Origin of the sequence: Stenotrophomonas hibiscicola ATCC 19867, from assembly GCF_000382065.1 — a bacterium.
Taxonomy (GTDB): Bacteria; Pseudomonadota; Gammaproteobacteria; order Xanthomonadales; family Xanthomonadaceae; genus Stenotrophomonas; species Stenotrophomonas hibiscicola.
On record NZ_KB907498.1, the window covers coordinates 147,026 to 167,689 of the forward strand.

Consider the following 20,664-nt stretch of genomic DNA (forward strand, 5'->3'; position numbering starts at 1 on the left):
CGGCAGCGGCTTCTCCCAAGTAAGAGCCCGCATCCACCGAAGTGGAGAACGCGGATTCGATGAATTTTTTTTGACAGTCCACGGCCATTTCGGCCTCAGCGACTGCCAACCCGCACGGTGTCGCCTTCGCGCCTCACCACGAAACGCGGGTCGCGTTCGAGGAAGGCCTGCAGCGCACCGATGCGATGCGCATCGAGACTGCCCGACAACCGTGCCGATGCCGCGCCTTCGTCCAGCACGCGGACCTGCACCTGGTTGTGCCGGTTGAAGGCAGCGGCCACCTCGTCCAGCCGCTCATCCAGGAAGGACACCTTGCGTTGCTGCCAATCCAGCAGCATCGACAATGGCAGGTCCAAGGACTCGACCGCATGGCTGCCCGCGTCGACCTGCACCACTCGGCCTTCGCCCAGCTGCGCAAGACGCCGGGCGTCCGCACCCTGGCTCCATACCTCCACCTCGCCGGAGACCACGCCGATGCGCGTGCTCTGCAGCCGTCGCGATACATCGAATACCGTGCCGATATCCCGGATCTCCAGGCCGTTCACCTGCACCTCGAACGGACGGCGGTCGCGGGCGATGTCGAACGTGGCCTCACCCTGCAGCAGCTCCACCTTGCGGCTGAACCAGCCCATGCGTACCCGCAGGCGGCTGTCCGCGTTGAGCTGCACCTGGGTCTGGTCGGGCAGCACCAGGTCGCGAAGTTCACCCTGTCCGGCACTGTAAAGCTGCTCGGTGGGCATCAGCTGCGGAACCAGGCCCACGCCGAGCAAGGTGATACAGGCTGCGGCAGCTGCCACCCACCAGCGCGCACGACCGCGCCGCGGCACAGCGCGCGGCGGCGCGTGCACGCCACCGAACAGCGGCACCACCTTGGCCGACGTCGCCTCCCGCAGCGGCGGCGCCTCGTCAGCCAACGACGATTGCAGCGCTTCGCCCACCTGCCGGTGCAACGAGAGGACGCGCAAGTAGGCGCGCACATGCTCCGGCGAGCGCTTCATCCAGTCCAGGAACGCGAGGCGCCCGGCCTCATCCAACGGCCCCTCGCGGTTGCCCAGGAACCAGTCCATGGCCTCGCAGGCGATCGTGTCGTCGGCCACGGGCGATGAGGTCCGGTTCATGTGAGCTCCCTGGCGCCCAGCACCTTCCTGCAGGCCTCCAGCCCCTTGCCGATGTGCTTGCGCACCATGTGCACCGACACCTGCAGCTGCTGGCTGATTGCCGGGCAGTCCAGCCCGTCGCGGTAGTGCAGCTCCATCACCCGCCGCGTGGTTGCCGGCAGTCGTGCGATGGTGCTGCGGATATCGTTCCAGCGCTGCGCACGCTCGAAATCACCTTCGATGTCTTCTTCGCTTTTCAGCACTTCGGCCAGCAGGTCGACGTCTTCCAGCGGCGGCAGCGACGACCGCGCGCGCGCATGCTCGCGCGCCAGGTTGGCCGCCACGGTGAACAGGTAGGCTTCCGGGTTCTCGACCGCATCGGCATCTTCGCCGGTGCTGCGCAGCAGGCGCAGGTAGACCTCCTGCGCCAGGTCTTCGGCATCCTCGCTGGCCGAACCGCGACGCAGGAAGAAGCCACGCAGTAGCCGGCGCCGCAGCGCGTAGCTTTTCTCCCAGATCCTCACGCTGTTCACGGCCGGCCAACCACCCCGAGGCTGGAAAGCCCCGCAGGGTGACCGCCATCGATGACAGTGGCGTTTCAACGACCGGCAGGCAGCCGCTAGAATGCGGCCCCTGCAATGTCCCGGCAGCCGGCACAAGGAGTGCCCCGCAATGAACGCCCGCACCGCCATCAACACCCTCAGCAGCCTGCTGTTCCTGCTGCTGGTCGCCCACACCACCGCCTACCAGCAGCAGATGTGGCCGCCCAGCCGGGTCATCCATGTGCATCCGGTGATCGTCGTCCTCGCCTATGCGCTAGGTGTGCTCACGCTGCTGTTGTGGATCGGCGGTCGTCGTGCACCGGAACCCGCCCAACGCCTGGCGCGCTGGTTGCCCGTCGTCGCCTGGTGCCTGCTGGGCGTCGGCGTGGCGATCATCCCGGTGTTCCTGCCGGGGCTGTCCCCGGCCTGATCAGCGGCCGCGCCCAGCGCATCGGCCCATGATACGGCGCGCGGCACCAACCCTTGCTTGCCAGAGACCCAAGCCCCGCCCGCCTATCGAGGCGTGGGGGGGCAGGCCTACGCTTGTCTTCTCGGTGGCCGCCACGGTCGCCCTTCGCGTCACGGCGCCCGCCATTGCGACCCCGCTCCAGTGCTGTGCGCCCTGCCGGTGTTGTCGCCCAGGCAGACCTCCGACCGGCGCCCTCTGGAGACAGCCATGAACCAAGCCCTCATTCCCTTCGATACCGATCCACTGGAAACCCAGGAGTGGCGTGAATCGCTGGAGGCGGTGATGCAGGCCGGCGGCCGGCCGCGCGCGCACTACCTGATCGACCAGCTGAGCGATCTGGACGCCCGGCAGCACGGCGACCTGCATACCCGTGCCTGGACCGCCTACGTCAACACCATCCCGCCCGAGCGCCAGCCGGCCTACCCGGGTGACCTGGCCATCGAGCGCCGCCTGAACGCGATGATCCGATGGAACGCGATGGTGATGGTGCTGCGTGCCGGCAAGCATTCCAACGTCGGCGGCCACATCGCCACCTACCAGTCGGCGGCAGTGCTGTACGACGTGGGCTTCGATCATTTCTTTCGTGGCCGTACCGACACCTTAGACGGCGACATGATCTACATCCAGGGCCACTCCGCGCCAGGGATCTACGGCCGCGCGTACGTGGAAGGCCGTATCGATCCGGCACGGATGGACAACTTCCGCCGCGAAGCCGGCCGCGAAGGCCTGTCCTCATATCCACACCCGCGCTTGATGCCGGAGTTCTGGCAGTTCCCCACCGTGTCGATGGGGCTGGGCCCGTTGACCGCTGCCTACCAGGCGCGCTACATGCGCTACCTGGAATACCGCGGCCTGAAAGAGCACCAGGGCCGCAAGGTCTGGGCCTTCCTCGGCGATGGCGAAATGGATCAGCCCGAATCGCTGGCGGCGATCTCGCTGGCCGGCCGCGAGCGGCTGGACAACATCGTGTTCGTGGTCAACTGCAACCTGCAGCGCCTGGACGGGCCGGTGCGCGGCAACGCCAAGGTCATCCAGGAACTGGAAGGCACCTTCCGCGCGGCCGGCTGGAACGTGATCAAGCTGATCTGGGGCAGTGGCTGGGACGACCTGCTGGCCCGCGACCACAGCGGCCTGCTGCGCCAGCGCATGATGGAATGCGTGGATGGTGACTACCAGACCTTCAAGTCGCAGAGCGGTGCCTACGTGCGCGAGCATTTCTTCGGCCGCTACCCCGAACTGCTGGAGCTGGTCGCGCATATGAGCGACGACGATATCTGGGCGCTGGCGCGTGGCGGCCATGATCCGCAGAAGGTCTTCGCTGCCTACCAGCAGGCGGTGAACACCCGCGGCCGGCCGACGGTGATCCTGGCCAAGACGGTCAAGGGTTTCGGCATGGGCGAAGCCGGCGAAGGCCAGAACATCAACCACCAGCTGAAGAAGATGAGCGCCGAGGCGGTGCGTGCCTTCCGCGATCGCTTCAACCTGCCGGTCAGCGACGAGCAGCTGGAGGACATGCCGTATCTGCGACCGGAGCCGGGCAGCCCCGAGGCGGCCTACTTCGCCGAGCGCCGCCGCATCCAGGGCGGCCAGCTGCCGGCGCGGCTGGCGAAGGTCGATCCGCTGCCGCCGCTGTCGATCTTCAACACCCAGCTGCAGGGCAGCGGCGATCGCGGCCAATCCACCACCATGGGCTTCGTGCGCATCCTCACCCGCCTGCTGAAGGACCCGGAGCTGGGCAAGCTGGTCATTCCGATCGTGCCCGATGAATCGCGCACCTTCGGCATGGAAGGCCTGTTCCGCCAGATCGGCATCCACTCCTACCTTGGCCAGCTGTACACCCCGCAGGATGCCGGCCAGCTGAGCTACTACAAGGAAGCCAAGGACGGCCAGATCCTGCAGGAAGGCATCAACGAATCCGGTGCGATCTGCTCGTGGATCGCGGCCGGTACCGCCTACAGCAACCACGGCCTGGCGACGATCCCGTTCTACATCTTCTACTCGATGTTCGGCCTGCAGCGCGTCGGTGACCTGGCCTGGGCCGCCGCCGATGCGCGCACCCGCGGCTTCCTGCTGGGTGCCACCTCCGGCCGCACCACGCTGATGGGCGAAGGCCTGCAGCACGATGACGGCCACAGCCACGTGCTGTCGTCGGTGATTCCCAGCTGCGTGTCCTACGACCCGACCTACAACTACGAGCTGGCGGTGATCATCCACGACGGTCTGCGCCGCATGTATGTCGAGCAGGAAGACGTCTACTACTACATCACCGTGCTCAACGAGAACTACCCGCAGCCGGCACTGCCGGAGGGCGTGGAAGCGGGCATCCTGAAGGGCCTGTATCTGCTGCATCCGGCAGCGGCCGACAGCGCCTCGCAGCCACGCGTGCAGTTGATGGGCAGCGGTTCGATCCTGCGCGAGGTGGAAGCCGCGGCGAAACTGCTGCTGCAGGACTTCGGCATCGCCAGCGATGTCTGGAGCGCGACCAGCCTGACCGAACTGCGCCGCGATGGCCTGGCTGCCGAACGCTGGAACCTGCTGCACCCGGCTGAGGAACCGCGCGTACCCTACGTGCAGGAGTGCCTGCAGGGCCATGATGGCCCGGTGGTGGTGGCCACCGACTACATGAAGATCGTAGGCGACCAGATACGTCCCTTCATCAATGACCGCCGCTTCATCGCACTCGGTACCGATGGCTTCGGCCGTTCCGACACGCGTGAGTCGCTGCGCACGTTCTTCGAAGTGGATCGCCACTTCATCGTGCTGGCCGCCCTGAAGTCGCTGGCCGACGAAGGCCGCATCGAACGCTCGCGGATGCAGGAGGCCATCGACAGGTACGGCATCGACGCCGGCAAGCGCGACCCGGCCGCGGTATAAGGCTGCTGCATTCACCACGCCCGCTGTGCGGGCGTCGTGCAGGCGGCGCCGCTACGGTATTCGCTTGAACAGATTGGTCTGCAGGATCGGCGTACCGTCGTGACCGTAGAACGCCTTGGTCTCGGTCATCGTCGTACGGTCGGCCGCCACGGTATAGATGCGGGTGGAGGCCGGCGTGCCGTGGTCCACCAGCTGCATCACCAGGGTGTTCGGCGCCGGCAGTTTCAGGTTGGCCTTGTCCGCGCCGTAGGTGCCGGACAAAGGCCCCGGCGTGCCGTCGAGGGACAGCGTGCCATCGGACTTCATGGTCCTGCCGTCGTGCAGCACGATGTCGACGTGCGAACTCCAGCGTCCACCCCCGGCATCCTTGAATTCCAGTACCACCTGTTTCGGGCGCTGCGCCTCGGGCAGCGCCGAGGTGGCAATGTCCAGCGACCAGCGTCCCAGCAGCGGTGAGGGCGAAGCCTCCACGGCCAGCGCCGGAACGGCGGCCAGCGAAAGCGCAGACAACAACACAGCGGACAGCAGCTTCATACGTTGCTCCGTTTCCGTGAAGAAGATGCTGCGTGAAGCGCTGTGGGGCGCAGCATCCGGATCGTGCACAGCATCGGCGCCCCGCACAAGGCAGAGCGCTGAACGGCCGGCAACCTCATTCGCGCCTCCCGTGTGTTCGGCCTCGCGACTAGAGCCAAAACGCCCTTGTTGCCCGCAATAGTTACGTTATAACATTTCATGTAATCTTCACGGAGCGTGTCATGCGTCGCCATCTGCTTGCTGCTGCCATTCTGTTCGCCGTCCACACCGCCCAGGCCGCAGACGAACCCACCCTCCCCACCCTCCAGGTCCAGGCCTCCCAGCCCTCGCGCATCGACACCCGGGTCACTGTCGACAACCCACATGCGCAGAACCGCACCCTCGGCGGCCTGCTCGAACACGTCTCCGGCGTGCAGAGCAGCGCCTTCGGGCCAAACGCGGGCGCTCCGGTCATCCGCAGCCTCAGCGGCAACCGCGTGCTGATCCTGCAGGACGGCCAGTCCATCCTCGGCATGAACGCGATCAGCGGCGACATCAACATTCCGTTCGATCCGCTGTTCGTACGCAGTGTGACCGTCAACAAGTCCTCCGACACCGTGCGCTACGGCGGCAATGCGATCGGAGGCAGCGTGGAGATCGATCCGGGCCTGATCTCGCGCAGCATGGAAGACAAGGACCAGTCGATGGAACTGGTCCTGCGCAAGGGCTTCAATGCTGCGGACGCGCAGGGCTTCCGCATGAACTTCAACAACCAGCGCAACGTCTCGACCAACCTGCAGGTCTCTCGGCAGCGCATCTCGCACTACGACATCCCCGGCAACAGCAAGGCCAGTGTCTGCAACACCCGACTGTTTCCGCCGACCGGCGGCGTCAACTCGGCGCTGGCCGACAGCTGCCAGAAGGAGGCGCGCGTCCAGCAGATCTACAACAAGGCCTCGCAACCTTACATCGACCAGTTCATGACCGAGAACCCGGACTGGGCCGACGGTGATTTCTCGTTCTACACCAACAACCCGACTTCGGTCTGGCAACGCCGTACCTATATCAATCCGGTCAATCCGGCCTATGTCGCCGGCGCGCCGTCATACGTACAGAAGCAGATCAACAATGATGTGACGCCCGATTACCATCACCGGTTGGGCAACAGTTACGCGCGCAATTCGCAGGTGGCGTTCGGGTCGACCCTGTTCTTCGACCGTGGTTACGTGGGTGTCAGCATCGATGCCAAGGACAGCGAGTACGGCGTGCCGGGATTCTCGATGCAGAACCTGTCGTTCGGTTCCAACTACGCCAACGCATTGCCGGTGGGCGTGGTGATCGAGCAGGAACGCTACGCACTGGAAGCCCTGTTGCGTGATCCGCTGCCGTGGTTCGAGCGCGCCGAACTGCGTGTTTCGAAGCTGGACAACACCTCGGGCGAACGGCTGGGTGCCACCCGGGCCAACGACTACGATTTCGAGAGCACCCAGGCCGAACTGCTGTTGAGCCATCAGCGTGTCGGTCCGCTCAGCGGCCTGCTCGGTTACAGCCACCAGTCGCGCGATGTCACCGGCAGCGGCTCGCTGCGCTACCTGCCTGACGTCGACACCCGCAGCAACGCGGTGTTCCTGAAGGAGACGCTGGACTTCGGCTGGGCCAGTTTCGACGCTGGCGTGCGCCACGAGCGCGTTGACCATGACCTGCAACCAAGCCGCTTCAAGACCGCGCGCAATGCCGCCAACACGAAACTGCAGGACCGCGACTACCGGCTCAACAGCTACAGCTTGGGATCGTATGTCGAGCTCGGTCCGTTGTTCGCCGCCAAGGTGCGCTACTCGTCCTCGCAGCGCGCACCGGAGATCAATGAGTTGTATGCGAGCAACGCGCACTACTCGGTGATGACCCAGGAAGAAGGCAACCAGAACCTCGAGCCAGAGCGCGCGAAAAACCTGGAGCTGACCGGCCTGTTCCATATCGGAGGGTTCGAACTGTCGGCCACCGCGTATCGGATGAAGTACGAGAACTATCTGTACCTGGGTTACTCGGGCGTGCAGACCGCCAACCGCCTGCCGCTGAAATACTGGAAGCAGACCGACACCACGGTGAAGGGCTTCGAGATCGACGCATCGCATGCCCTGGACCTTGGCCGCTATGGCACGTTGAACATCTCCGCCTTCGCCGATCTGGTGAAGAACAAGGCCGATCACCCCGATTCGCTGCGTGCCCACAACGACGGCGAGTACCTGCCGAACATGCCGACCAACCGCTACGGCGCCAATCTGCAGTGGCAACGCGAGGGTTGGAAGGCGCAGCTGTCCAGCACCTACTACGACACGCAGAAGTACCTCGGCCGCAACGTCAGCGAGGAAGTGCCACTGGATGCCTTCAACCTGGTCGACCTGCAGATCAGCCGTGAGCTGCCGGTACGCAACAGCTACATCGCCGGCATGGAAGTGTTCATCAACGGCAGCAACCTGCTCAATGAAGAAGCACGGCCGCACAACTCACCGTTGAAGTACATCGCGCCGTTGCCGGGGCGTGGGTTCCAGGTGGGGGTGACGGTGAGGCTCTGACGATCGAACGCGTCGGTACGCGCCTGCGGGCAAATGGCCTGCAGGCGTTCTCCCCCGCCCCCTGCGGGGTTGCGCCACATTCACCGGTTGATTCACCATCGGCAAAACAGGAGAGCGTGATGAACTGGAAGCATGCGGTTTCACTGGCGCTGTTGTTGTCCGCTTCATCAGCCGCAAATGCTGCGTCTGCGATCACCTACGACAAGGATGGCCGCTACGGCTATTCGATGAACCAGTCTTCCCTCACCACTGCGATGCAGCAGTCGCTGCACTACTGCGCAGCGCGATCGCGCAATTGCGGCCAGTCCGCCAGCACCATCGGCGAAGGTTATTCGGCCATAGCGACCGGCACGATTGCGTTGGGCTTTGCACTGGGTGAGAAGACTGCGGACGCCGCGCAGCGGAAGGCCGAAAGAATGTGCAGGGAACGTGCCAACGACTGCACGCTTGCGTTGCTGTGGCGGGAAATTCCACCTCGTCACATTGAACCGCCACAGCTGCCGGGTGCGCCCGCTCCGGCACCAGCGACGACGCCCATGCCAACGCCTGCCACCCGCACCGATCAGCCAGGATAGTTAGCTCCACGCTGCGAGTGTCGGATAAAGAAAAACGCCTGCAGATCGAGGATCTGCAGGCGCTTCTTTATATCTGGCGGAGTGAGAGGGATTCGAACCCTCGATAGAGCTTTTGACCCTATACTCCCTTAGCAGGGGAGCCCCTTCGGCCACTCGGGCATCACTCCGGGGTTTTCTCCGCATCTGGTGCGTTGCACCTCAGCGGGGCGTGAATCATAACGTTAATCGAGTGCGAAGGTAAAGCGTTATTCGGCAGAATTTTCGCTACCGGTGCCACCGGCTTCATCACCACGCTGGATGCGCTGATAGATCTCTTCGCGATGCACAGCGACGTCCTTCGGCGCGGTGATGCCGATACGCACCTGGTTACCCTTGACGCCAAGCACGGTGACGCTCACCGAGTCACCGATCATCAGGGTTTCGCCGACGCGGCGAGTCAGGATCAACATTTTTGTAAGTCTCCATGGAACCGTGTGGAAGGGTATCCCCCACCGGCTTGACGCTCCGTCAAGAAGCGCTACCACGACAAAGGGAAAAGATTCGCAATGGTACCGTCAGCCGTCCCGCTCCTACAAGGAGGGGGACGGCCAGGTTCATCACAGGCGGGGGCTGACCCATTCGACGACTGCAGCCAGCGCAGTGGCAAGGGCGGGCCCGTCCTCGCCACCACCCTGGGCGAGGTCCGGGCGTCCGCCGCCCTTGCCCCCGATCTGACTGGCGATATGGGACAACAGTTCCCCGGCCTTGACCTTGCCCATTGCACTGCCGTTCACACCCGCAACCAGGGCAGCCTTGCCGTCCTGGGCACCGGCCAGCACGATCACCGCATCGCCCAGCTGCTGCTTCAGGCGGTCCATGGCGTCACGCAGGGCCTTGGCATCGAAGCCCTCCAGGCGGGCGGCCAGCACCTTCACGCCGGCAACCTCGACGGCCTGGCCGGACAGGTCGGCCGTGGCGCCGGCGGCGACCTTGGCCTTCACGGCCTCCAGTTCGCGCTCCAGCTGCTTCTGGCGCTGGCCGAGGGCACGGATCTTCTCGACCACGTCGGCGGCGCTGCCGCCGAGCAGTTCAGCGGCTTCGGCCAGGCGGGCCTCCTCGGCGTCCACGTAATCCAGGGCGCCCTGGCCGGTGACCGCCTCGATACGGCGCACGCCGGCCGAGACACCGCCCTCGGAGGTGATCTTGAACAGGCCGATGTCGCCGGTACGGTTGACGTGGGTACCACCGCACAGCTCAGTGGAGTAGTCACCCATCTTCAGCACGCGCACGTGCTCGCCGTACTTCTCGCCGAACAGGGCCATCGCGCCGAAGTCCAGCGCTTCCTGCATGCCCATGTTGTGGACTTCGGCCGCGTTGTTTGCGCGTACCTGCTGGTTGACCTTGCGCTCGATCAGCGCCAGTTCTTCCGCGCTGATCGGCTGGAAGTGCGAGAAGTCGAAACGTAGGCGGTCCGGCGCGACCAGCGAGCCCTTCTGCTGCACGTGGGTGCCCAGCACTTCGCGCAGGGCGGCATGCAGCAGGTGCGTTGCCGAGTGGTTGAGTATGGTGGCGCCGCGGCGCGCGCCATCGACCTGGCCGGATAGCACATCGCCCACTTTCAGGCCGCCGTCGGACAGGGTGCCGACGTGGCCATGGAACTGGCCAGCGAACTTCTGGGTGTCTTCCACCACCAGGCGCACGCCGTTGCCGGCAAGCACGCCCGTGTCACCGACCTGGCCGCCGGATTCGGCGTAGAACGGGGTCTGGTTGGTGATCACGATGACCGAATCACCGGCATCGGCCGACTGCACCGGACGGCCGTCCTTGAGCAGGGCCAGCACGCTCAGGCCGTCGGCCTGCAGGCGGTCATAGCCCAGGAACAGGGTCGGGCTGAGCGTTGCCACCAGCTCGGCCGGCAGGGTCACGCCGCCGCCGAACTTGCCGGCTGCGCGTGCGGTCTCGCGCTGCTGCTCCATTGCGGCGTCGAAGCCGGCGATGTCGACGGTCAGGTCGCGCTCGCGGGCGATGTCCTGGGTCAGGTCGAGCGGGAAACCGTAGGTGTCGTAAAGGCGGAAGGCGTCAACGCCCGGGATCACGCCGTTGCTGGCCTTGCCCGCCACGTCCTCGAAGATCTTCATGCCGGCATCGAGGGTTTCGGCGAAACGCTCTTCTTCGGCCTGCAGCGCACGGGTGACGGTGTCCACCGCCGCCGGCAGTTCCGGATAGGCCTCGCCCATCTGCTCCACCAGGGTCGGCACCAGCTTGCTGAAGAACGGCTGCCGCACGCCCAGCATCCAGCCGTGGCGCAGGGCGCGGCGGATGATACGGCGCAGCACGTAGCCACGGCCTTCGTTGGACGGCAGCACGCCATCGACGATCAGGAACGAACAGGCGCGGATGTGATCGGCGATCACGCGCAGCGACTTGTTTTCCAGGTCGGCGGTGCCGGTCAGCTCGGCGGCCTTGCGGATCAGCGCCTGGAACAGGTCGATCTCGTAGTTGGTGTGAACGTGCTGCAGGATCGCCGCCAGTCGCTCCAGGCCCATGCCGGTATCCACGCACGGCGCCGGCAGCGGCACCAGGGTGCCGTCGGGCTGGCGGTCGAACTGCATGAACACCAGGTTCCAGATTTCGATGAAGCGGTCGCCGTCTTCATCCGGCGAACCCGGGGGGCCACCGGCGATGTGGTCGCCGTGGTCATAGAAGATCTCGGTGCACGGGCCGCACGGACCGGTGTCGGCCATCTGCCAGAAGTTGTCCGAGGCGAACGGTGCGCCCTTGTTGTCGCCGATGCGCACGATGCGCTCTTCCGGCACACCGACCATGTCACGCCACAGTTCGTAGGCTTCGTCGTCGGTCTGGTACACGGTAACCAGCAGGCGCTCGGCCGGCAGCTTCCAGACCTGGGTCAGCAGCTCCCAGGCCCAGGCGATCGCGTCCTTCTTGAAGTAATCGCCGAACGACCAGTTACCCAGCATCTCGAAGAAGGTGTGGTGGCGTGCGGTGTAGCCAACCTGGTCGAGATCGTTGTGCTTGCCGCCCGCGCGCAGGCAGCGCTGGACATCGGCCGCGCGCACGTAGCTGCGCTTTTCCGCGCCGAGGAACACGTCCTTGAACTGCACCATGCCGGAGTTGGTGAACAGCAGGGTCGGATCGTTGCCCGGCACCAGCGGCGCCGACGGCACGATGGTGTGGCCTTTGCCCTTGAAGAATTCAAGGAAATCGCTGCGGATCTGGGAAGTCGTGAATTTGGCGGATGCGTTCATTGGGGGCTGGCAGTCTGCGGGCCGGCGGACCCGGACCACCGGCCGCGTTGGCCAGGGTCGCGAGGGACCGCCGAAAACCTAAAGGGTATCAGGCCCGGCGCCGCCAGTCTCAGTCATCCGGGTCGTAGCGGGTCGCGCGGCGGATGCTGTCGCCGTCGAAGCCCCGTCGGGCCAGCAGATCGGCGGCCTTGCGCCGCTGCGCCAGGTCCTGCGGGCCGGCCTCGCCAAAGCGCCTGCGGACCAGATCGCGAGCATTTTCCTGCCAGTCGCCTTCGTAGCTGTCCATTGCTACGGCAATCGCGGCACTGTCCAGGCCGTGGGTGCCAAGCTCGGCGCGGACATGGATCGGCCCATAGCCGGTGTTGGCGCGCATCCGCACCAGGTTCTCAGCGAAGCGGGTGTCGTCCTGCCAGCCGGCCTCGGTCAGCTTGGCGACAGCGGCCTGCGCGGCTTCGTCTTCAATGCCACGGGCGGTCAGCTTGCGGGTGAGTTCCTTGCGCGAGTGTTCGCGGCGGACCAGAAGGCCCAGCGCCCGCTGCACGGGAGTCTGCTCACGCGGTCGGCGCTTGCGGCCGGTCGGAATGTCTTCGGCGTCGGACATGGGTACTCCAAGGGTGGCGCCATCCGTGGCACCCAGCCCATCCATGGGCGATTCGAACCTGCGGGACAGGGCGACGTCACTGACGGCGCCGCCCTGCCCCACAGCAAGCCTTACTCGTCGTCGCCTTCGTCGTCACCATCCTCGCGGGCCGCTTCGGCCGGCTGGAACTTCTCGCGCAGTTCTGCCTCGAGCTTTGCAGCGACGGTCGGGTTGTCGCGCAGGTAGCCGCGGGCGTTGTCCTTGCCCTGGCCGATGCGTTCTTCACCGTAGCTGTACCAGGCGCCGGCCTTTTCGACCAGCTTGGCATCCACGCCCATGTCGATCAGTTCGCCCTCGCGGCTGATGCCTTCGCCGTACAGGATCTCAGTGATGACCTGCTTGAACGGAGGCGCCAGCTTGTTCTTGACCACCTTGATCTTGGTCTGGTTGCCGATGATCTCGTCACCCTTCTTGATCGCGCCGATACGGCGGATGTCCAGGCGGACCGAGGCATAGAACTTCAGCGCGTTGCCGCCCGTGGTGGTTTCCGGGCTCTGGCCCGGCATCATCACGCCGATCTTCATGCGCAGCTGGTTGATGAAGATCACCAGGGTGTTGGAGCGCTTGATGTTGCCGGTCAACTTGCGCAGCGCCTGGCTCATCAGGCGGGCCTGCAGACCCGGCAGCTGGTCACCCATCTCGCCTTCGATTTCGGCCTTCGGGGTCAGTGCGGCGACCGAGTCGACCACCAGGATGTCGACCGAGCCCGAACGGACCAGCATGTCGGCGATTTCCAGCGCCTGCTCACCGGTATCCGGCTGCGACAGCAGCAGGTCGTCCACGTTCACGCCCAGCTTGGCGGCATAGATCGGGTCAAGCGCGTGCTCGGCGTCGATGAAAGCTGCGGTACCGCCCATCTTCTGGCACTCGGCGATGGCCTGCAGGGTCAGGGTGGTCTTGCCCGAGGATTCCGGCCCGTAGATCTCAACGACACGGCCCTTCGGCAGACCGCCAATGCCCAGTGCGATGTCGAGCATCAGCGAACCGGTCGGGATGGCTTCGACGGGCTCGACCACGCGGTCACCCATGCGCATCACCGAGCCCTTGCCGAACTGCTTCTCGATCTGGCCCAGAGCAGCAGCCAAGGCGCGCTTCTTGTTCTCGTCCATCGTATTGGTCCTTGCAGAGGTCATGTCGTTGGGGGTGCTGTCTTTGGGGGTCTTCTTTGCCATGGGTTCACTTTAAGTCGGACGTATCGCACAGGCTGAGATTCTGCCCGGCGCTCTGAAAAGAATTATCGGACATCCGTACCAACCTCAGTGGAACCAGAGAATCGCCACAAAAGACCGCGGGGTAATGCGCTATGGAACGGGTCAACGGTTGGGCCGCAGCAGGCCGCAATAGAGGCCCTCGATCGCGAAATCCTGGTCCGGCAGCACCTCGATCGGCTTGTAATCGGGATTGCGCGGCAGCAGGCGGATGCGGTCCTTGGCGATCTTCAGCAGCTTGACCGTGATCTCGTCATCGATGCGCGCCACCACGATCTGCCCGGAATGGGCGTCGCGGGTGCGGTGCACACCGATCAGGTCACCGTCGAAGATGCCCTCGTCGATCATCGAATCGCCCTGCACCTTCAGCAGGTAGTCCGGCGCTGGCGAGAAGAACACCCGGTCCAGCACCACGAAATCGTCCGAGCCGATGTCGGCGCCGATTGGGAGGCCGGCCGCAACCCGGCCCAGCACCGGCAGGCGCAGCACACTGTCGGGCAGGCCCGGCTCGGCCAGCTTCTCGACCGGCGGCGCCTGCACCAGGCGGATGCCGCGCGCCTGGCCCGGGATGCGACGGATCGCACCGGCCTGCTCCAGGGCTTCCAGGTGGTACTGGGCCGCGCGCACGCCCTTGAAGCCGAACGCACGTGCGATTTCAGTCTGCGAGGGCGGTGCGCCTTCGCTCTCGATACGCTCGGCGATCAACTGCAGGATCGCCTGCTGGGTGTCGGTCAGGTCCATGGTTAGTAGTATTACTACTAACGCACACAACTGCAAGTGCCGGGTACGACAAACAGGTGATGGGGATCTGTAGTGCCGAGCCATGCTCGGCAGTTGGGCCAATGGCCGGGCGGCAAAGGCAAAAGCAAGAGCAGCCGACCAGCGGTCGGCCCTACAGGAATCGCGCAGCGATTCCACGGTTCCGATGGGGAACCGCTGCGGCAAGCACACTATGTGTGCTTGCCGCTCCTCCATATGGAGAACAGGATCCACACACCACAGAAGCCGGCGCCGATGAAGCCGCACACGCCCAGCGCCAGCAGCCAGCGGCTGGAAACCCCGCCGACGCTGTGCATCACGATCGACGAGCCGATGATCAGGGCAGCCGTGATCACGCCTACCACCAGCCGGTTTGCCGCACGGTTCACCTGTTCGCCGAAGCCCTGCAGCGCGGTGGTTTCGACCTTCAGCTGCAGTCGTCCGCGGCGCGCCGCCTGCACCAGCTTGCGCAGGTCGCGCGGCAGCTCACCGGCGAAGTCGACCAGCCCCAGCAGGCTGCGGCGGCCACGCTTGAGCAGCGCCCTGGGCGCATAGCGCTGCAGCACTACCCGCTCCAGGAACGGGCGCGCGGCACTGGCCATGTCGAAATCCGGGTCGAGCTGGCGGCCCATGCCTTCCAGGGTCAGGAAGGCCTTGATCATCAGCGCCAGATCGGCCGGCAACGTCAGACTGTAGCTGCGCAGCAGCTGGGTGATATCGCCCAGCATCAGGCCGATACGCAGGTCCTTCAGCGGCACGCCGCGGTACTGGTCGACGAACTGGCTGATGTCGTGCTGCAACCGGTTCTCGTCCACTTCCACGCCACCGGCCCAGTCCAGCAACACGTCGGCCACGCCCTGCGGGTCCTGCTCGACCAGCCCGTGCAGCAGCTGCGCGACCTGGAAGCGGCGCACCTCGGACAGCGCGCCGACCATGCCGAAATCGATCACGCCGATGCGGCCGTCGCGCAGGTAGATGATGTTGCCTGGGTGTGGATCCGCGTGGAAGCTGCCGTCCTCCAACACCATCTTCAACACGATGCCGGCGCCGCGCCGGGCCAGTTCGCGGCGGTCCAGCCCGGCCGCATCGACACCGGCAAGGTTACGGCCGGGAATGCCGTCGACGAAGTCCTGCACGTTCAGGCTTTCGCAGGTCCACTGCCAGTGCACGCTGGGAATCAGGATGTCGTCGCGGCCGCTGAAGTTGCGCGCGATGCGTTCGGCGTTACGGCATTCGGCGGCGAAATCCAGTTCGCGTCGCAGCGACACGGTGAACTGCTGCACGACCTCGGCCGGACGATAGCGGCGCAGGTCCGGCAGCCGCGCCTCGACAATCTCGGCCAGGCGGGCCAGCAGCCGCAGATCGGCCTCGACCACATCGCGGATGCCGGGCCGCCGGATTTTCAGCACCACCTCACGGCCATCGTGGAGCCGGGCGCGATGGGCCTGCGCCAGCGAGGCGGCGGCCATCGGGGTTTCATCGAGGAAGGCGAACACCTCCGTCGGCGAGGCGCCAAGGTCGGCTTCGAGCTGCTCGCGGATATCCGCGTACGGCAGCGCCGGCACCGCGTTCTGCAGTTCGGACAGTTCAGCGATCCATTCCGGCGGCAGCAGGTCAACGCGCGTCGCCAGCACCTGCCCGAGCTTGACGAAAGTGGGACCCAGATCCTGCATAGCGCTGCGCACACGCACCGGCGCGGTCATCCGCAGCAGTTCCTGGCGGTCCTCGTTCCAGTGCAGCAGGCGCCCTGCCCGCTCCAGCGTGGTGGCCAAGCCGATGCGCCGCACCACGTCGCCGAAGCCATAGCGGATCAGGACGACGGCGATTTCCTGCAGTCGGCCCAGGTCACGGACAGTACCCAGCGTCTCCCACATCATGCGTGCTCCGGACGATTACCGGAGCAGCATGTCACAGCTGGGCGTCGATACCGCGCAATGCCGCCGCCACGGTTTGCCGGCGGATGGCTTCGCGGTCGCCATCGAACTGGAACAGCTCGGCGCGGGCATAGCCGCCACGGCGCTTCCAGCCAATCCAGACACTGCCGACCGGCTTGTCCGGGCTCCCGCCACCGGGGCCGGCAATGCCGGTCACCGCCACGGCGATGCCGGCACCGGAATTGACCAGCGCGCCGGAGACCATTTCCAGCACGGTTTCGCGGCTGACCGCACCGAACTGCTCCAGGGTCTGCGCGCGCACGCCGAGCAGGCGCTGCTTGGCTTCGTAGCTGTAGACCACCATGCCGCAGTCGAAGAACGCCGACGAGCCGGCAATGTCGGTCATGCACTTGGCGATCCAGCCACCACTGCAGCTTTCGGCGGTCACCAGCTGCAGCGAGGCCTGCTGCAGGCGCTGCCCGAGCGCGGCGGACTGGGCATTGAGATCGGCGTCGGTGGGGATGGACATCGGCATGACGGTGGGGTGAAGAACCACGTTGTACCGCAGATGACAGGCGGATGTCGCGCCCCTCCGGCACGGTTGCGTTGCCGGCCAGCGGCCGGCACTACCGGGCACCGGTCGCTACCTCACCACTCCGGCAGTTTTTCCGGCAGCAGCGCGCGGATCGGGGCGCCATCGGCACTGGCGGCCAGCTTTTCGGCTTCGGCGATCGGCAGGTCGACCTGCAGCAGCCAACCATCCTCATCGGCCTGCTCGCTGCGGATCACCTCCAGCTGGTGCAGGCGCGCGCGCAGGCGGCCTGCATCCGGGGGAAGACGCAGTTCGCCGGTGACATGCTGCAGGCCCAGGCGCTTGCCCAGCACCGCCTGCAACAGCTCCAAGCCCTGACCGTCACGCGCGGAAATCCACACCCGCTCGCGACGCGATTCGTCCGGGATACCGTCCTGGCCGTCGTGGCGCACGTCGGCGCCGTCAATGCGGTCGATCTTGTTGAACACCAGCAGCTGCGGCAGATCGCCGGCACCGACTGCGGTCAGCACTTCGTCTACCTGGGCGATGCGCTCCTCGCGGTGCGGGTCGGCAGCATCGACCACGTGCAGCAGGAAATCGGCCTCGCGCGCCTCGGACAGGGTCGAGCGGAACGCAGCGACCAGGTCATGCGGCAGGTCGCGGACGAAGCCAACGGTGTCGGCCAGCACCACGTTGCCGCCCGGCACCGCGATGCGGCGCACGGTCGGATCCAGCGTGGCGAACAGCTGGTCGGCGGCATAGGCCTCGGCGCCGGTCATGGCGTTGAACAGGGTCGACTTGCCGGCGTTGGTGTAGCCCACCAGTGCCACACGGGGCAGCTCGCTGCGCACACGCGCACGACGCATCTGGGTGCGCTGCACTTCCACCTTTTCCAGGCGCTTCTGCAACTGCTCGACCCGCTTCTGCAGCAGGCGGCGGTCGGTTTCCAGCTGGGTTTCACCCGGGCCGCGCAGGCCAATTGAACCACCGCGCTGGCGCTCCAGGTGGGTCCAGCCGCGCACCAGCCGCGTGGCCAGATGCCGCAGCTGCGCCAGCTCGACCTGCAGCTTGCCCTCGTGGCTGTGCGCACGCTGGGCGAAGATATCCAGGATCAGGCCGGTACGGTCGATCACCCGGCGCTCCAGGAACCGTTCCAGGTTGCGCTCCTGGCCCGGGCTCAACGCATGGTTGACCAGGATCAGGTCGGCACCGCTGGCGTCGGCCGCAGCCTTGATCTCGTCCAGCTTGCCGCTGCCGATCAGCGTCGACGGATTCGGTCGGTCCAGGCGCGCAGTGATCGTCGCGGCGATGCTGGCCCCAGCCGAGCGGGCCAGATCACCGAATTCTTCCAGCACATCGTCTTCCAGCTTGCCGAAATGGGGCTGGATCAACAGGGCGTGTTCGCCCTTTTTCGAGCGGTCAAACATTCACCGCTCCGGTCTTACTCGTCTGCTTCATCACCTGCCTGACCACCTTCACCGGACTGCACGTAACCACCGCCCGGACCGACCTTCACGTTACGTGCCGGAACGACCGTGGAAATGGCGTGCTTGTAGACCATCTGACTGACCGTGTTGCGCAGCAGGACCACGAACTGGTCGAACGACTCGATCGTGCCCTGCAGCTTGATGCCGTTGACCAGGTACACCGAAACCGGCACGCGCTCGCGCCGAAGTGCGTTCAAGAAAGGATCCTGCAGCGATTGCCCCTTGGACATTGCACACTCCTGATTATTGTTCTTATTGGGTTGCCGACGGTTGCCACGGCCCCCGAGCCGCCCGCCGACCGATGATGTTACACGGCTGGCGGGGGTTCAGCGTGCGACGAAGGTCGACACCGCGCCGGCCAGGCGCTCCCCATCGACATGGGGGTCGAACCAGCGCGCATCAAGCTCGCCGCGCAGCCAGGTCAGCTGGCGCTTGGCCAGCTGCCGGGTGGCGAAGATGGCCTTGTCCCGGAAACGGGCAGCATCGCCCTCCCCGTCCAGGTATTCCCAGGCCTGGCGATAGCCAACCGCGCGCACCGCGGGCAGGTCCAGCGGCGCCGCCACGGCGGTCATTTCCGGCATTGCACGCAATGCCCGCACCTCGTCCAGGAAGCCCTGCGCCAGCATGGCGTCGAAGCGCGCCTCGATGCGCTGGTGCAGTACCGCGCGGTCACGCGGGGCGAGGATCAGCTTGAGGGTGCGCACCGGCAACGGCGCGACGCCCGGCCGGCGCTGCCATTCACTGATCGGCGTGCCGGTGAGGCGATAGACCTCCAGCGCCCGCTGGATGCGTTGCGGGTCGGTGGCATGGATACGTGCGGCGGCGGCCGGGTCGGCCTTGGCCAGCTCGGCGTGCAGTGCCGCCCAGCCCCGCTCGGCCGCCTCGGTGCTGAGTGCTTCGCGCATCACCGGGTCGGCCTCCGGCATCGGCGACAGGCCCTGCAGCAGGGCCCGGAAGTACAGCCCCGTGCCACCTGCCAGGATCGGCGTTTTGCCGCGTGCCACGATGTCGGCCACGACGCGGCCGGCATCGGCGGCGAACTCGGCCGCCGAATAGGTCTGCCACGGATCGCGCAGGTCCAGCAGATGGTGCGGCGCCTGCGCCCGCTCGGCCGCATCCGGCTTGGCCGAGCCGATATCCAGATGCCGATAGACCAGCGCCGAATCGACGCTGACGATCTCGCCATCCAGCTGCTTCGCAAGGGCGATCGCGGTGGCGGTCTTGCCACTGGCGGTCGGCCCCATCACGGCGATCGCCAGTGGCCGCCGGTCGATGTCCATCAGTCTTCGTCCGGCCAGCGGATCGTCGGCGTGGCGTCGGCGCGCGGCGTTGGCACGGCCTCGACGGCCTGCCAGATCTTCAGCGCATCGACGGTGGCGGCCACGTCATGCACGCGCACGATGCGTGCGCCACGCTGCACCGCGATCAGGTGCGCAGCCACCGAAGCCGCCACCCGCTCGGACGCCGCGTCGCGGCCGGTCAGCTCGCCCAGGCTGCGCTTGCGCGACAGGCCGGCCAGCATCGGCACGCCCAGTTCCAGGAAGTGTTCCGAGCGCGCCAGCAGGGTCATGTTGTGGGCGGTGGTCTTGCCGAAACCGAAACCGAGATCGATCAGCAGGTTCTTCTTTGCGATGCCAGCCATTTCGGCAGCGAACAGGCGCTGCACCAGGAAACCGTGCACCTCGGCGACCACGTCGTCGTATTGCGGATCGGCCTGCATGTGGCCCGGCTCACCCTGCATGTGCATCAGCACCACCGGCACGCCGGCTCCAGCGGCGGCGTCCAGCGCCCCTTCCTGACGCAGGCCGTAGATGTCGTTGATCATGCCGGCGCCGGCGGCTACGGCCGCGCGCATCACCTCCGGCTTGAAGGTATCGATGCTGATCGGCACCTGGGTACGGGCAGCCAGCTGCTCGATCACCGGAATCACCCGGCGCAGCTCTTCTTCAATCGAGACCGGCGCGGCGCCCGGGCGGGTCGATTCGCCGCCAATATCAAGAAGATCCGCGCCCTCCTCGACCAGCTTGAGGCCATGTGCGACCGCGGCCTCGGTGGTGTCGTGCGCGCCGCCATCGGAGAACGAGTCCGGGGTGACGTTGACGATGCCCATGACCCGGGCACGGTCGAGGCGCAGGATGCGGCCGGCGCAATCGAGCTGGGGCGAGGTATCGAACATGGGCAATCCTGCTGGGACAACGGCAGGTAGTTTAGTTCGGCAGGGCGGCGCCCTGCACCCGCAGAGGCAACGGCCACAGCAAAAGCCCAAGCAACAGCAG

At 66.0% G+C, this 20,664-nt stretch carries 18 protein-coding genes and 1 tRNA gene; 4 read left to right on the forward strand and 15 right to left on the reverse strand.

Translation table 11 applies throughout. The features are described 5' to 3' along the window. Positions 1–95 precede the first annotated feature (95 nt). On the reverse strand, positions 96–1,118 hold the full coding sequence (locus G370_RS0100620; protein WP_019658856.1) for a FecR family protein: 1,023 nt from the start codon (positions 1,116–1,118) through the stop codon (positions 96–98). After that, a complete protein-coding gene (locus tag G370_RS0100625; protein ID WP_019658857.1) occupies positions 1,115–1,630 on the reverse strand; it encodes an RNA polymerase sigma factor in 516 nt (171 codons plus the stop codon). Before G370_RS0100625 ends, G370_RS0100620 begins: the two co-directional genes overlap by 4 nt. 139 nt (positions 1,631–1,769) lie before the next feature. Here G370_RS0100625 and G370_RS0100630 point away from each other — a divergent pair, with 139 nt between their 5' ends. Further along, positions 1,770–2,069, forward strand: a complete 300-nt coding sequence (locus tag G370_RS0100630) for a hypothetical protein (protein ID WP_019658858.1) — start codon at positions 1,770–1,772, stop codon at positions 2,067–2,069. A gap of 246 nt (positions 2,070–2,315) precedes the next feature. Further along, positions 2,316–4,982 (forward strand): pyruvate dehydrogenase (acetyl-transferring), homodimeric type, encoded by a 2,667-nt coding sequence (gene aceE, locus G370_RS0100635; protein WP_019658859.1) that lies wholly within the window; start codon positions 2,316–2,318, stop codon positions 4,980–4,982. Between the two features lie 51 nt (positions 4,983–5,033). Here aceE and G370_RS0100640 read toward each other — a convergent pair whose 3' ends face one another. Further along, complete coding sequence (locus G370_RS0100640; RefSeq protein WP_019658860.1) at positions 5,034–5,516, reverse strand: hypothetical protein; 483 nt, start codon at positions 5,514–5,516, stop codon at positions 5,034–5,036. Positions 5,517–5,737: 221 nt separating this feature from the next. Between G370_RS0100640 and G370_RS0100645 the strand changes: the two genes are divergently transcribed. Together G370_RS0100645 and G370_RS0100650 are read left to right on the forward strand one after the other, a co-directional pair. Next, on the forward strand, positions 5,738–8,068 hold the full coding sequence (locus G370_RS0100645) for a TonB-dependent receptor (protein ID WP_019658861.1): 2,331 nt from the start codon (positions 5,738–5,740) through the stop codon (positions 8,066–8,068). Between the two features lie 119 nt (positions 8,069–8,187). After that, positions 8,188–8,643 (forward strand): DUF4189 domain-containing protein, encoded by a 456-nt coding sequence (locus tag G370_RS0100650; RefSeq protein WP_019658862.1) that lies wholly within the window; start codon positions 8,188–8,190, stop codon positions 8,641–8,643. Between the two features lie 74 nt (positions 8,644–8,717). Here the strand turns inward: G370_RS0100650 and G370_RS0100655 are convergent. The 12 genes from G370_RS0100655 to folP all read right to left on the reverse strand — a co-directional run bounded on the left by G370_RS0100655 (position 8,718) and on the right by folP (position 20,564). Next, a tRNA-Ser gene (locus G370_RS0100655) sits at positions 8,718–8,810 on the reverse strand. Between the two features lie 78 nt (positions 8,811–8,888). Continuing rightward, positions 8,889–9,092: a carbon storage regulator CsrA gene (csrA, locus tag G370_RS0100660; RefSeq protein ID WP_004152909.1), complete on the reverse strand. Its 204-nt coding sequence runs from the start codon at positions 9,090–9,092 to the stop codon at positions 8,889–8,891. A 147-nt stretch (positions 9,093–9,239) separates the two neighbouring features. Further along, positions 9,240–11,888, reverse strand: a complete 2,649-nt coding sequence (gene alaS / locus G370_RS0100665; RefSeq protein WP_019658863.1) for an alanine--tRNA ligase — start codon at positions 11,886–11,888, stop codon at positions 9,240–9,242. Positions 11,889–11,997: 109 nt separating this feature from the next. Further along, entirely contained in the window at positions 11,998–12,489 is a 492-nt protein-coding gene (recX, locus tag G370_RS0100670) for a recombination regulator RecX (RefSeq protein WP_019658864.1), read from the reverse strand. A 110-nt stretch (positions 12,490–12,599) separates the two neighbouring features. Further along, a complete protein-coding gene (recA, locus tag G370_RS0100675) occupies positions 12,600–13,637 on the reverse strand; it encodes a recombinase RecA (protein WP_026346904.1) in 1,038 nt (345 codons plus the stop codon). A gap of 204 nt (positions 13,638–13,841) precedes the next feature. Next, complete coding sequence (gene lexA, locus G370_RS0100680; protein ID WP_005412936.1) at positions 13,842–14,477, reverse strand: transcriptional repressor LexA; 636 nt, start codon at positions 14,475–14,477, stop codon at positions 13,842–13,844. Positions 14,478–14,686: 209 nt separating this feature from the next. Continuing rightward, positions 14,687–16,369: a 2-polyprenylphenol 6-hydroxylase gene (ubiB, locus tag G370_RS0100685; protein ID WP_026346905.1), complete on the reverse strand. Its 1,683-nt coding sequence runs from the start codon at positions 16,367–16,369 to the stop codon at positions 14,687–14,689. Between the two features lie 34 nt (positions 16,370–16,403). Next, positions 16,404–16,898, reverse strand: coding sequence for a CinA family protein (locus G370_RS0100690; protein WP_005409020.1), 495 nt, complete (start codon positions 16,896–16,898; stop codon positions 16,404–16,406). A 119-nt stretch (positions 16,899–17,017) separates the two neighbouring features. Continuing rightward, the gene (hflX, locus tag G370_RS0100695) at positions 17,018–18,328 is read right to left on the reverse strand and encodes a ribosome rescue GTPase HflX (RefSeq protein WP_005412934.1); all 1,311 of its coding nucleotides are present in this window, start codon (positions 18,326–18,328) and stop codon (positions 17,018–17,020) included. A 14-nt stretch (positions 18,329–18,342) separates the two neighbouring features. After that, positions 18,343–18,618, reverse strand: coding sequence for an RNA chaperone Hfq (gene hfq / locus G370_RS0100700; RefSeq protein WP_004152891.1), 276 nt, complete (start codon positions 18,616–18,618; stop codon positions 18,343–18,345). A 96-nt stretch (positions 18,619–18,714) separates the two neighbouring features. Beyond that, the gene (gene miaA, locus G370_RS0100705) at positions 18,715–19,668 is read right to left on the reverse strand and encodes a tRNA (adenosine(37)-N6)-dimethylallyltransferase MiaA (RefSeq protein ID WP_019658868.1); all 954 of its coding nucleotides are present in this window, start codon (positions 19,666–19,668) and stop codon (positions 18,715–18,717) included. Beyond that, complete coding sequence (gene folP / locus G370_RS0100710; protein ID WP_019658869.1) at positions 19,668–20,564, reverse strand: dihydropteroate synthase; 897 nt, start codon at positions 20,562–20,564, stop codon at positions 19,668–19,670. Before folP ends, miaA begins: the two co-directional genes overlap by 1 nt. Between the last annotated feature and the right edge of the window lie 100 nt (positions 20,565–20,664).